Below are 13,256 nucleotides of genomic sequence, written 5' to 3' on the forward strand. Positions count from 1 at the left end.
ACTTATTTTTCCAACACTGACGCCAACGGACAGTCCAATGTATATAGGTTGCGATACCTTGGATTGTCCTGATACAACTGCTCATGTGTCCCCCGCATCGAGATGACTCCCTGCTCCATAAAAATGACCTCGTCCATTTGCTCTACACCGCTCAAGTGATGAGTCACCCAAATCAATGTTTTCCCGTGCAAGACACGAAAGATCGTTTCCATCAGATCGCGTTCAGTCAACGGATCTAATCCCACCGTCGGCTCATCAAGGAGAACGATCGGCTTGTTTTGCAGCAAAATCCGGGCAAGAGCTATACGCTGCCTTTCTCCGCCAGAGAAGCGCAGACCAGTTTCCTGCATCCGTGTTTGATAACCGTCCGGTAGGGATTCAATCAGCTGATCCAGACCGACTTGAGCTGTCACAGCACGAACCTCTTCATCGGACGCATTGGGCCGACCAAGCCTGATGTTATTGGCTACGGTTGTGTCAAACAAATACGGCTGCTGATTCAGCACGGAAAACAAACTAGCAGAGGCCTCTTCTGATTGGACAGGCTGCCCATTTACTGTCACCTGGCCCGCTTCCGGCTGTATGGCACCTCGAATTAAGTTCAGTATCGTCGATTTGCCAGCTCCGCTGCGACCGAGCAACGCGATTTTGCCCCCTTGAGCCACCTCAAAAGACACGTCCTGCACACTCCAATTGTTGGCTTGTGGGTAGCGAAAATGAACATGATCGAGCTTCAAACTGCCCCCCGCTTGATCTGCCACCTTTTCCTTCTGCGCTTTCACAATGGATTCACGACTACCCTCGATCTCCCGAAGCCGCTTCAGAGACTCCTTGTATTCTGGCATCCGCACAACCGCGTCAGAAATACGGGCAAACGCATCCATCAACGGAAATGCAACCAACCCAATCGCAGCAATCAACGTAACCGGAATCTGATTCGCAGCGGCAAGTCCGCCCGCCCAAATGACCAGTAAGACAATGGCACCACCGATTGCACACTGCGACATCCACTGTACTCGCCATTCTCCGCGTCGAATGGAGTTTTCGATCTCGGCGGCCGTCTTTTGCCGTCTTGTAAACAACTGGAGAAACTGCTGCGTACGACCACTGAGAATCCAGTCACTCATGCCAAAAACAGCATCAGTCAGCTCCCGGTATGCTGCCTGTCTCTCCTGCTTGAACTGACGACTCTTGGCAATGGATGACCACAAGACTACTGCCGGTGCAACAAACAGCAGAAAACCACAGTAAAGCGCCATCAGCAGCGCGAACATCCCGTCCATTCTTCCGAGTGCCACAATACCTGCCCCGTAGAGGAGGACCGCTGAGACGGCTGGCAGCACAAAGCGCAGATAGACATTCTGTAGTTGTTCGATATCATCTGCTAGTACGCCAAGTAAATCTCCCGTGCGAAAACGAGTGCGGAGGAGCTGCGCTTGCGGCTCGATGGCCTGGTACAAACGAACGCGCATACGCGACAACACACGCAAAGCTGCATCGTGTCCAACCAAACGCTCCAGGTACTGAATGACTGCTTTGCTAAAGCCAAAAGCCCGGACAAGTACGATGGGAACATAGACCATTAAGACGTTTTCGGGCTTGAGTGCGGAGCGGGAAATCAAATACCCGGACGTATACAGCAAAGCACCCGCACATGCCACTGCCAAGGTTCCCAGCAAAGCCGCTGCGGCAAACTGCCAGAAAAACTGGCGAAAGTATGGAAGAAACCATCCCTGATTGCCTTCTCGCGCTTCCTTCATCCTTTCTCCCCCTTGGCACCAGCTGTCAACAACCGATAAAATACGCTTTTTTGTGCAACGAGCTGTTCATAGGTACCCGCTTCTACCAGTCGTCCCTGGTCGATTACCCAAATCCAATCCATGTCTCGCATCCAATGTAAACGATGTGTAGCCAAAAATACGCGCCTGTCTCCCAACACCGACAACATGGTCTGTTTGAGCTCCCATTCCGTTTCAATATCTAAGTGAGCGGTCGGCTCATCGAGCAAAACCACTGGTCGATTGCCAAGCAGCGCACGTCCCAATGCAACCCGCTGTGCCTGTCCGCCGCTTAACGTACGTCCCCCTTCGCCAATGATTTCGTCACAGCCATTTGGCAAGCTGTCCATCAGCTCTCCCAGACCGACATCACGTATCACCTGCTTCACCTGTTCCTGCGTCGCTTCCGGCTCATAGAAGCGAATGTTATCCGCCAACGATTGATTGAATAAATACGGATGCTGTGGAATGTAAGCGATTTGCCGCTGCCACTCCTGCTTCGCATCCCCCGTAATGGGTTGCCCATCTACTTGAATCACGCCAGCTTCGGGATCAGAAAAGCCGCCTAGTACTCCGAGGAGGGTTGATTTTCCTGCCCCGCTCGCCCCAACAATGCCCACTCTTCTCCTATTGCTGCCCAATTCCGCAGATATCTCACCCAGTACCTGTCTGCCATCCTCACCGACGACTCGAATATCGGACAAGGTAATCGTTCCATCCCATACACCAGTCAGCGACGTCTGGCTATCCGTCGCCTGTGCTTTCTCTCTTTGTTCATCTGGAGCGCCAGTATCGATAATGGTACGAATAGTTCCCAACGCCTCTTTACCATCTAATGAGGCGTGGTAGTCCGATCCCAGCATCCGTACTGGCAAAAAGTATTCCGGTGCAAGAATCAGGATGACCAATGCCGTTTCAAAGCCAAAGTTTCCTTCAATCAGCCGCAACCCAAGACCGACCGCCACAAACGCAACCGACAGCATGCTGAAGAAGTCGAGTGCCAAAGAAGACAGGAAGGCGACACGCAACGTACGCATCGTAGCGGATCGATATTGATCGCTCACTCTACCGACGGTCTCCCCATGGTCTTTGCTGCGCCCCAAAAATCGGAGCGTCGCAAGCCCGCGAAGCGAATCGGTAAAATGATGAGATAGCATTCGATACGAGCGCCATTGTTTGTCCGCCTGTTTACGCGCCGCCAGACCGAGTACGATAAAAAATCCGACGAGAACAGGCATCGTTACCGTTAGGATCAGTCCAGAAATCACATCTTGCATGTAGACAAATGCCAGAAGCGGAAACGTAACAAAAACCATATCCAGCGTGCGCGGAACAGACAACTCTAGGTAGGTACGTACACGATCTACACCTTCCAGGACAAGCGTAACAAGCTTTCCGCTTCCTTCACTGGCGGCAAAACGTGGACCACGCTCGAACAATCGGGATAGAACACGGCCTTGCAAAGACTCACTGGAAGCTTCAGCAAAACGGCCGGCCACTTTCTTTTGCAGCCAAACGATGGTATGACGAGCGGCTATCATGACCAAAAACAGCGCAAGCGGCTGGTACGCCATCTGGACCGCTTGACCTTCAAACAAGATCGCGATCGACTTCGCCAAAAGCAGTGCCTGACCGATAATCGCCGCACTTTGCAGGAGGGAAAGACCGGCTAGCAGCAGCATAACCGGTCGGATTCCTTGTAATCGGAACAATTCCTTGTCCATTAGTACTCCAAATGATCCTTTTCAGTGACGCGTTTGTGGAAAACGAAGTAGCTCCAAGCCTGATAGGCTAGTACAAACGGTAAAAGCACTGCTGCAACAATGGTCATTGCTTTTAACGTGTATGGACTCGAAGCTGCATTATAGAGGGTCAAATCAAACGCGCTATCAATCGTGCTGACCATCACCCGTGGGAACAAACCGATAAACATAGAGACGAACGTCAGCAGGATCATCGCACCTGTCATCCCGAAAGCCCATCCTTCCCTGCCTTGTCTCAAGAAGTGGCGAGCCAGTACAAAAGCCACAACACCTAAGAGTACGGCTGCTGTCAACAAAACACCCTGGCGCTCAAACAGATCAGTTACCATGAATGTCCACCCTACAAGCACCGCCATGAGAACCGCTTGCATCGGCAACAGCTTCGCTGCCAGCACACGTGATTTTTCACGCAGCTCGCCCACAGTGCGCAGTGAGATGAAGTTGAGTCCGTGCAGCAAGCATAAGCCCGTTACTGTCACTCCTGCCCACAACGAGTATCCATTCACAATGTCCGAGAAGCCCGCAGTCATTTCCATATTCTGATCAATCGGCACCCCCTTCACCAAGCTGGCAAAGACCATTCCGAACAACATCGGCGGTACAAAGCTTCCAATCAGAATCGCTGCGTCCCACGTCTTTTTCCAAGCCTCGCCTTTCCCCTTGCCTCTAAATTCAAATGCCACCCCGCGTCCAATCAAGGCAAGCAGAATCAGCGTAAGCACGAGATAATATCCGCTAAACATCGTGGAATACCACTCTGGAAACGCTGCAAACATCGCACCAGCGGCTGTAATCAACCAAACTTCATTGGCATCCCAGAACGGGCCAATCGTATTGATCAAAACCCGCGTTTGCAAATCATTTCGTGATAGCAGGCGCGTCGCCATGCCGACACCAAAGTCGAAGCCTTCGAGAAAGAAAAATCCGGTAAACAGAACGGCAATGAGCAGGAACCACAGTTCATTAAGCTCCATAACGTTCACCCCTTACACGATCAAATGGATCCTGGAGCTGTAAATCCTCTACTTCCTCATGACTATCCATATCCGGTCCTTTTTTGGCTACACGAGCAAACAGATAAGCCAAGACGCAGAGCAGGATGAGATAAATCGTCGTGAAGGCGATCAGAGAGAACCATACCTCTCCTGTGCTAATGCTTGGCGAAACCGAATCTTCAACACGCAAAAGCCCGAATACCGTCCACGGCTGACGACCTACCTCCGTCATGATCCAACCTGCTGAGTTTGCGATGAATGGTAGTGAGATACCCGCAACCATCAACTGCATGAACCGCTTGTTTGGCTGTTCCAGCTTTTTGCGTAAAGCGAGATATGCCCCGTACAAAGCCAGCAAAATCATGGCACTACCGCCCGCTACCATGATGCGGAAGCTCCAGAAGGTAGTCCGAACTGGTGGAATGTAGTTTCCTGGACCGTAAGTTTTCTCATACTCTGCTTGTAGTTCCAACATGCCCGGTACAGAACCTGAAAGTGAGTTGTACGTCAGAACGCTAAGCAAATAAGGAATTTTTATTTCAAAACCGTTTTCTTGTTTTTCTGGATCAATCGTTGCAAAGACCGTCCAAGGAGCTGGGTCCGAGCTTGTTTCCCACAGTCCTTCACTCGCTGCCATTTTCATCGGTTGGGTAGCAACCAAATACTGTGCCTGACCATGACCGAATTGAGCAATAGCCAGCGAGGAAATCAATGCTACCACGATCGCGATTTTGAAAGATTGTACAAAGAATGTGACGTCTTGTTTTTTCAACAGCTTCCAAGCACTGATACCTGCTACCAAGAAGGCACCTGTCGCAAATGCCGCAAATACGGTATGCGGGAATTCATATAGTAATTGTCCATTGGTAAGGAGAGCGAAGAAATCGACCATCTCTGCACGTCCGTTATTGATAGCAAAGCCGACTGGCTGCTGCATGAACGAGTTGGCTGCCAAAATCCAGAGAGCCGAAAGAATCGTTCCGATGGATACGAGCCATATACATGCGAGATGCACTCCTTTGGACAAACGATCCCAACCAAACACCCATAGTCCAATAAAAGTCGATTCGAGGAAGAATGCTAAGAGGGCCTCAATCGCTAGCGGTGTCCCAAATACGTCGCCGACGAATCGTGAGAAATCAGACCAGTTCATCCCAAATTGGAACTCCTGCATAATCCCTGTCACGATCCCGACCGCAAAATTTATCAGCAAAAAGGTTCCCCAAAACTTGGCCATTTTTTTGTACAAGTCATTCTTTTTTACCACATACATCGTTTCCATAATGGCTACTAATAATGACAGCCCGATGGAAATCGGCACAAAAACAAAGTGAAAGATAGTTGTTATCGCAAATTGAAGTCGTCCCAAATCCACTATATCCATGTACAAGATCCCTTTCTATTCGCGTTTTGGCCTTTATGTACCGGAATTATACCAGTGGGGAAACCAGCATTTATGACGACTTTGTGAAAATAATCACAAATATATGTGAAAAAATTCACAAATGATTCTCTCTCTTGTAACCCCCTTTTCGCATTCATCTTCGTGAGAGAGTTTTTTGTTTTACCCTGTATACTTCCGGTCATGTATCATTGTAGCAGGACTTTTGACCCTAGAGGGTGTCCGATTCGTTACATGATTTTTAACACTCTGTGACTGTTTAGGATTTTCCTATCATCGGCGATTATCGTACGTAGAAAAGTTGGAGAGGAGATTTGATCCTCTTTTTTCATTCCCGAATTCTCAATATATCTTCCTCCACAGCCTTTCAGTCACACTTTTGCTTTTTTAGCAGATTATGAAAATACCCAGACGATCACCGACCTCGAAAAGCATTCGAAGTCGGTTGTGCCTGGGTACGTGGTGAAGTAACAACCGCTTATTTTTTGGCGGATTTCGTTGACAAGGAATCGATGATGTTGCCGATGGTCGCAGCATCAAAGCTCTTCTCTGCCATCTGATACAGCTCGTAAGTAAATCCTTCATGCTCCCAAATCACGATTCCGTTGGCGAAATAAACCTTTTTCCCGCCAATGGTTTCAATCTTGACACCCTCTGTCGTGCTGATGCCGTTTTCGCCACCATTTGAAATCAACAAGGAAATAAACTCTTTCTCTTTTTCATACTGAATTTCTACCATACCCTTGCCATGAACGACCGTGTTTTTATAGGAATAATGCTCTGACAACCATGTCGGTGCGGGAAAGTCCATTTTGCTGGCTGCGCGTGCTTCTTCCAATGTCATCTGTGGGGGGGCCTTGTGTTCTATAGGTATCTCGATTCCTTGGGTATTGGACTGTGCAGCAGGCAGCTCTTTATCGTATTGGGTAATTTCCATGTTCCCGACCTGAAAGCGTGCCAAGATCGTCTGGAGCATTCCTTGGGCAAACGATGTAGTCGAGAATGCACCTAAAAGGCAAACAACAGCAACAGCACTAATTGTGGCAGCTTTCCATTTATTCGTTTTCATATAGATCCCGTCCTTTTTGTTATCAGGTAGTTGTATGTTTCCTGATTCCAATTTGAATTTCAACCGATTGTATATGTTGGCTTTTGGAGTGGCGTCATCCAGCTCCAGATCAGTAAGCAAGTCGGTGAGTTCACGAAAATCGTCTAGATCATGCTTACTCTTCATAACGGAAGCCCCCTTTTTGCAATTCCATCTGCAGCTTTTTCAAGCATCTGTAGAGCACGACGCCAATATTTGAACCACTGACACCAAGAAGTTCTGCGATTTCTGCGTTTTTAAGACCAGCCGCATATTTCATGGCGATGATATTGCGCTCCTTGTCACTCAGCTTCGCCAGTGCTTGAAATAAGGCTTGATGATTATCGTCGCGGATCACGATGTCCTCCGGAGACGACTTCGGCAAGACCAGATTCAGAATCGAATCCAATGAAAAGCTATTTCTTTTTTTCTGTAAGCGAAAGTAATCTGTCACTGCGTTTCTGGCGATCGCAAACAACCAGACCTCAAAGTTTGATTTATCCGGCGAGAAGCTGCTGTATTTTGATATCACCATTTCAAACACATGACTGCATATTTCTTCCGCTGTGTAGTGATTATTGATACGATAGCAAATATATTTGTAGACGCGCTTATAGTACGCACCATAAATTTGGGCAAAAGTTTCGGTCGACATGCTTTCCGCTTGCCTTTCGTGTTCTTCTTTTTGGCAGATGCCTGTGTTCACTTGGGCAATCTCCAACTACTTCTCCTCCCTTCTGGATGGAATAAACAAATTGCGCAATTTGTTTGGATGTGAGCCTCACGATAGTTAATACGGCAAAAGTAGAAATGTATTAACAACGTTTTTCAAGATGGAGGAAATAACGTGTGGATACCCTATGAAGAAACGATGACACGAGCATAACAGGCATATTTGCCATCCATCCTGAATTTGAGGATGATCACGGAGCAATCATTTTAGATAACACAAGTCCTGTCCCTACAGAAGGAACTGCACGCATGTGGATTCTTTTTCCCCATATGTGTAAAGAGGTCCACACAAAAAGAATGGAGCATGGGGTGATCGGATATTTTATGGAAGGTCCGAGAAGGGTAGCTGTAGTCGAAACAATAGAAATAATCGGGTTGCATTCAAACCCTAACTCGTAAACTGCGTTTTGACTTGGAGGGAATCATATGTCTGGATTCATGGAAATTGCAATCGCACTGTTTTTTACGGACAATTCTAGTTCCCTTTTCTAGCAAAAAAAGCAGGCTGTCAACAAATGACATCCTGCTTTTGATTCCGTTATTTACCCCAGTGCGGTGGACGCGTAAACGAAGGTGGCAGCTTGGTGATTGCATCGCCCTTCGCCGCGTTGAGCTGAACCTGCGTGAGAAACAATGTCTCCGTCAAGTTCGCTCCGCTCACATCTGTATCGCGAAAATCTGCACCAATGAGATCAGCTCCCCGCAAATCCGCTCCTCTCAGATCAGCAGCTATCAAATAAGCGCCACGCAAATTGGCACCTCGTAAATCAGCGCCTTTGAGCTTGGCACCGATGAGATCAGCGCCTCGGCCATAGTTTTTTCCTTGCTTGCCCCCTTTGTACTTGGCAACCGCGTCCTTACGTACCAGTTCACTTGTCTGCAACAATAGTTCATTAACTTTTGCTCGATAAAAAGCGATGTCCAGCTTCAGGATGTCTTCAGGATTGCGATCCGTCAGGCGCTGTGTCTCCTCTAACGCTTCCTTCAATGCAGGATGGAGGGACTGGGCAGCTTGCTTGGTCAACGCCTCCGTTATATACCAAAGCAGCTCATGAAGCTGCCACATGATCGGAAATACTTCGTACATTTGCTTCGCTGATCCGGGTTCCTTCCGCCAATCTTGACCGCCATAAGTGACTTGAGACACCTTTTGACCAGCTCCAAAGCAATCGTAGACAGTACAACCACGAAAGCCTATCCCTCTCAGCTTTGTGTGAACACCACACCGGAAGTCTGCCTGTAAGTTGCTACAGGGCTTGCCTGCGTCTTTATTAATGGCAAAGTCAGAGGAAGCAGCAAAAGGCAATGCGACACAGCACAAGCCAAAGCAGCTTTCACAGTCACCTTGAAGATGACCGCGACTATTATCGTCAATAGATTGTATGTGTTCTTGATGCGTAGCCATAAATGATCCTCCTGGAAAAAAACACGATTCTCTCGCATGTGGCGAAAAGAATCGTGCTACTTTTAATTAAATGCGATTTGAGATTCGATCAGGTAATTCCCAAAGACTTCGGCAAAGGCTTCTGCTGTATTATAGCCTTCTTCCAAGGTGTTGTTCGTACCACCGAATTCCAAGAGCAGGGCTCCCTCAGAAATGGACTGATTGTACACCCCGTTCCCCTGATTTGAACCTTTCAGGATAATCCCCCGCGACAAACCGGGATAAGAGACTTCCAGACGGGCGTGCAGCTCTTCCGCCAGCTTTTTGTTGGCCAGATGGTTCGGATTCGCTGTTCCGATTACAAACAGCATCCGGGAATAGGTTTTGCCATTGATCGTGATCGCTACCTTGCTGCGCGGCTCGTCGCTGTCCCGATGAATATCGAAAATGTACTGCAAGTGCGGGCTGGTTGCAGCCGCTGCCGCTACCGCCTTGTACGACTCGGAATAAGACATCGAGTAGCTTTTATTTTGTTCCCTCAATCTCTGAGCGAAATCGTCCTGGCTCGCCATTGCCGAAATGCCTCTTGCTTGCAACAGCTCGCCCAGCCTTTTCCCAACAAGCGTGATGTTGATCTCAGGATCATCTACCGAGCTCCCTTGTTGGTTCCGTGCTACATTTCGCCAAGACTCACGGTTATGGGTGTGATAGATATACACTTTCTCGTTTCCAATCATCCCACTGTTGTACTCGTATGTAGCTCCTGTCGGTGGCAAAGTACCAGCTGGTTGAATCTTCTCTACAATCCACCCCGCGATATAGGCGGTCGAATTGTCTGCCAGCCTGATGATGTACCAGTCTCCTACTGTTTGCACAACCGGGAATACTTGTCCGGGTTGAACGGTTCCGATTATCGCATGATCGGTTGAGGGACCGTTGCGGATGTTAGAATCAGGATTTTTGACGCGAATCTGTAGTTCTTGTATAGAAGAGGGAGGCGGTGTTGTTGGCAAAGTCGCTGGTGCCCCCGGTGTTGAACTCGGCAGTGTTGGAGCTGTCCCAGTCTGTTCCATTGGTTTGAAGATATAGGCATAGGTCCCGTTAAAGTTAATGGTGTACCAACCATTTGCATATCCGTAATGATTGATTGTCATCCCGCCATGGATTTGACCAATGACGGTACCAAGAATATCTGGCTGTGCATAAACTTCATAGCCTTCGGTTAATACGATTGTCCCTTGCCCGAATTCACTCCCTGTATTGGATGGTAGTACAGGAGGGGGCGGTGCTGGAATTGTTGTCGGGTCCGGGATTTGTGCTGGTGCCTGGGGTGGTTTTGGTGGTGGTGCTGTTGTCTCCGTCAAGTAACTGGCTTTCACCCAGCCGTTCTTTTGATCAGACAGCTTAATTTGTGCCCATTCCCCTTGCTTTCTCACTTGCAAAAACACACCGTTTTTGTCGATGATCTGCAAAATTTGTGCAGTGGCATTTGGTTCTGCCCGAACATTCAGCATGTCCACATTGCTTTTGACATATTTGATCTGTGGAACTTCTATCATCTTGACATACTTATTATTGACCCATCCGGTATTGCCGTTCGGCAGCTTTACCTGGGTCCATTCTTTTTGCTGTTTGGTGATTGGCAACCGCGTCGCTTTTTTGAGTGTTGCGACGATCTGGGTAGTTGTACCTGGCTCGCTTCGAATATTTAACTGATCGACCGCCACTTCTACATGGGTGGCCGCTCGCGCAATGGACAGAGGCATCAGCAAAATCAGGAAGAAAACAGCTAGCAAGCTGACATTTACTCGTAAAAGCAAGTTCCTCGTTCCCCTCTGTTTTTTTCGTATTTTTGGAAAATCCAGCTAATAGAAAGAACTTCTCGATTCACCCGTATATTCCTTCATGTTTTGACATCTTTTGCTCTCAAAACAGCAATATCGTCACGCTCATTCTATCTCCTGAAAATAATGACGTTTTTGCTAGAAAAAAGTTACAGAAAAAAGGATGAAGCAAAAAGCTTCACCCTTTCTCTTTCGACTCTATTTCCTTCCTACCATTTCGCTGCCCAAGCTTCTATCTCCACTTTGAGCGAAGGGACAGCCAATGCTGGGACGTAAGACATAGTCATCGCTGGCGGTTTCCCCCCGTGGAACTTCTCCCACACCTGATTAAAATGCCTCCAATCCATTTCCTCGGTTGCCCATATATTGATTTTGATGATATGGTCCGCAGTTACTGACTCACTTTCAAAATTGCGCAGGATGTTCTGTAGCGTGTTTTCTACTTGTTCTTTCATATCTGTCGGCAACTCTCCGTGAAGGTCCATTCCTACTTGCCCAGAAAGCACGAGCAACTCGGCTCCTTTTGGAACGACGGTCAGATGTGTATAGGGTCCCATAGGCGGAGCAACTGTACTTGGATTTTTGCGCTGGACCATGGGCTTCACCTGGTCGGTTTGTTCTTCTTTCACGATCGCCAGTGTTTGATGATCTTCCCACCGGCCATTGATTTTCACGTTTTTCTTGGCAATCCCTTCCTTGTGAAAACCAGCTTTTAGCAGCACCTTAATCGAGCCTATATTATGCGGCATCACGCCTGCTTCCAAGCGGTGAAGACCTAATGTTTCGAACGCATAGTCAACGACGAGCTTTACGGCTTCGGTCATGTAGCCTTTTCCATTATGCTCTTTGTCCAGGAAGTAGCCGATCCAGCAGCTTTGCAGATTCTCTCTTACGACCTCTGAAAGGATGACTTCCCCAATGATTTCATCCTGTCCTTTTTCCGCAACGACAAAGACGTACCCTCTGTCTTCTTCTTTTAAAGCTGTCGCGCTCTTGATCCTGTCGATTTGTCCTTCCAGCGTGTAAAACGCCTCTTCTCTCGTCCCAGTGAAATTTTGAAAGAAGTCTCTGTTTCTCACTTCAAGCGCCAAGAGGCTCTGTGCATCCGATTCCTGTACTAGCCTTACGTAAATGTTCTCTCCGTTTCTTTGCATACAATCCATCTCCCTTTTTCGAAATAAAAAAACACCACAGGAAATCCTGCGGTGCCCAAATAGAAAACCACAGGAATGCGACCTGTGGCGTTTTTCCACTGTATCCTGATGAATCCCACTACATCAAAGGATGGTCGCTATATCCGTTTTTGGACATACTTCTCCCGTGATTTAGCCAGATCAAAGAAAACAGCGGTGGAGTATCCCATTCCTTTTGGCAAAGACATTAATGATCTTTTTTTCATGGGGATACCCTCCTTTCCGCTGTTTTTACGTGCATACCATTTCGATATAGAGACGGTTGTAGCAACAACCGTTACAATTTTAACCCATGAACTACTCCACAAGTATAGCGGCAAATGACGTTCGTGACAACATCCTCTCGCATATCTTATCCCATCCATAGCCTTTGATAAAATTCGCCGTCTTACTCCAACGAAGAGGAATAGATCCATTATTTTGTGGAACAATGAAAAGGAGAGAAGATTGTCATCATTCATAATCCGAGTGCAAGAAAGAAGGGAGCTACCTTTATGACGATTCAACGTTTTGTTCGGGAGTCTCGCACGTTCAAAGCAAGCCATGTGCTGCCCCCGGATACGAACAATCACAATACGCTGTTCGGCGGCAGGCTGATGGCGCATATCGACGATGTTGCTGCAATCTCTGCCATGAAGCATGCCCGGGGACCAGTCGTTACCGCCTCTACTGATTCCGTCGACTTTTTGCAGCCGATCCGGGTGGACAATGAGGTTGCCCTCGAAGCCTTCGTCACATGGACGCATAACACGTCGATGGAGGTCTTTGTCAAAATTGTTGCGGAGGATTTGCTAACGGGCATTCGAACCGTCTGTGCCACATCATTTCTTACGTTCGTCGCGATTGGCGAGGATGGGCGGCCTACCCCCGTGCCCAAGATCGTGCCAGAGACGGAAGAGGAAGTATTCCTGCACAACGGTGCTGACGAGCGAGCTGCGGCACGTAAAATACGTCGCAAGGATAACAAGCATCTCGCGGATATGCTTGGAACCAGACGCCCGTGGGAACCGTGATTGGACACCCCATAAACGAAAAAAAGTCCCTTTCCTTTTAGCAGGAAGGGGACTCTCTTGTGTTT

10 protein-coding genes are annotated in these 13,256 nt (G+C 48.1%); 1 reads left to right on the forward strand and 9 read right to left on the reverse strand.

The features are described 5' to 3' along the window. Window positions 1-2: 2 nt before the first annotated feature. The 9 genes from cydC to FB479_RS26950 form a co-directional block, all read right to left on the reverse strand. Window positions 3-1,760, reverse strand: coding sequence for a thiol reductant ABC exporter subunit CydC (gene cydC / locus FB479_RS26910; protein ID WP_142067308.1), 1,758 nt, complete (start codon window positions 1,758-1,760; stop codon window positions 3-5). Continuing rightward, complete coding sequence (cydD, locus tag FB479_RS26915; RefSeq protein ID WP_142067309.1) at window positions 1,757-3,502, reverse strand: thiol reductant ABC exporter subunit CydD; 1,746 nt, start codon at window positions 3,500-3,502, stop codon at window positions 1,757-1,759. The genes cydC and cydD overlap by 4 nt, the downstream gene beginning before the upstream one ends. Further along, window positions 3,502-4,515 carry a cytochrome d ubiquinol oxidase subunit II gene (cydB, locus tag FB479_RS26920; RefSeq protein ID WP_142067310.1) on the reverse strand — a complete coding sequence of 338 codons (1,014 nt, stop codon included), beginning with the start codon at window positions 4,513-4,515 and terminating at the stop codon, window positions 3,502-3,504. The genes cydD and cydB overlap by 1 nt, the downstream gene beginning before the upstream one ends. After that, entirely contained in the window at window positions 4,505-5,920 is a 1,416-nt protein-coding gene (locus tag FB479_RS26925; RefSeq protein ID WP_142067311.1) for a cytochrome ubiquinol oxidase subunit I, read from the reverse strand. The genes cydB and FB479_RS26925 overlap by 11 nt, the downstream gene beginning before the upstream one ends. Window positions 5,921-6,416: 496 nt before the next feature. Then, window positions 6,417-7,172 (reverse strand): hypothetical protein, encoded by a 756-nt coding sequence (locus tag FB479_RS26930; protein WP_142067312.1) that lies wholly within the window; start codon window positions 7,170-7,172, stop codon window positions 6,417-6,419. Beyond that, window positions 7,162-7,746, reverse strand: coding sequence for a sigma-70 family RNA polymerase sigma factor (locus FB479_RS26935; RefSeq protein WP_142067313.1), 585 nt, complete (start codon window positions 7,744-7,746; stop codon window positions 7,162-7,164). The genes FB479_RS26930 and FB479_RS26935 overlap by 11 nt, the downstream gene beginning before the upstream one ends. 549 nt (window positions 7,747-8,295) lie before the next feature. Next, the gene (locus FB479_RS26940) at window positions 8,296-9,162 is read right to left on the reverse strand and encodes a pentapeptide repeat-containing protein (protein ID WP_142067314.1); all 867 of its coding nucleotides are present in this window, start codon (window positions 9,160-9,162) and stop codon (window positions 8,296-8,298) included. A 62-nt stretch (window positions 9,163-9,224) separates the two neighbouring features. Then, complete coding sequence (gene spoIIP, locus FB479_RS26945; protein ID WP_142067315.1) at window positions 9,225-10,961, reverse strand: stage II sporulation protein P; 1,737 nt, start codon at window positions 10,959-10,961, stop codon at window positions 9,225-9,227. A gap of 233 nt (window positions 10,962-11,194) precedes the next feature. Then, a complete protein-coding gene (locus FB479_RS26950) occupies window positions 11,195-12,139 on the reverse strand; it encodes a GNAT family N-acetyltransferase (protein WP_142067316.1) in 945 nt (314 codons plus the stop codon). 533 nt (window positions 12,140-12,672) lie between these two features. Between FB479_RS26950 and FB479_RS26955 the strand changes: the two genes are divergently transcribed. Further along, entirely contained in the window at window positions 12,673-13,191 is a 519-nt protein-coding gene (locus FB479_RS26955; RefSeq protein ID WP_142067317.1) for an acyl-CoA thioesterase, read from the forward strand. Window positions 13,192-13,256 lie beyond the last annotated feature (65 nt).

Origin of the sequence: Brevibacillus sp. AG162 (assembly GCF_006715575.1) — a bacterium.
GTDB classification, from domain to species: domain Bacteria; phylum Bacillota; class Bacilli; order Brevibacillales; family Brevibacillaceae; genus Brevibacillus; species Brevibacillus brevis.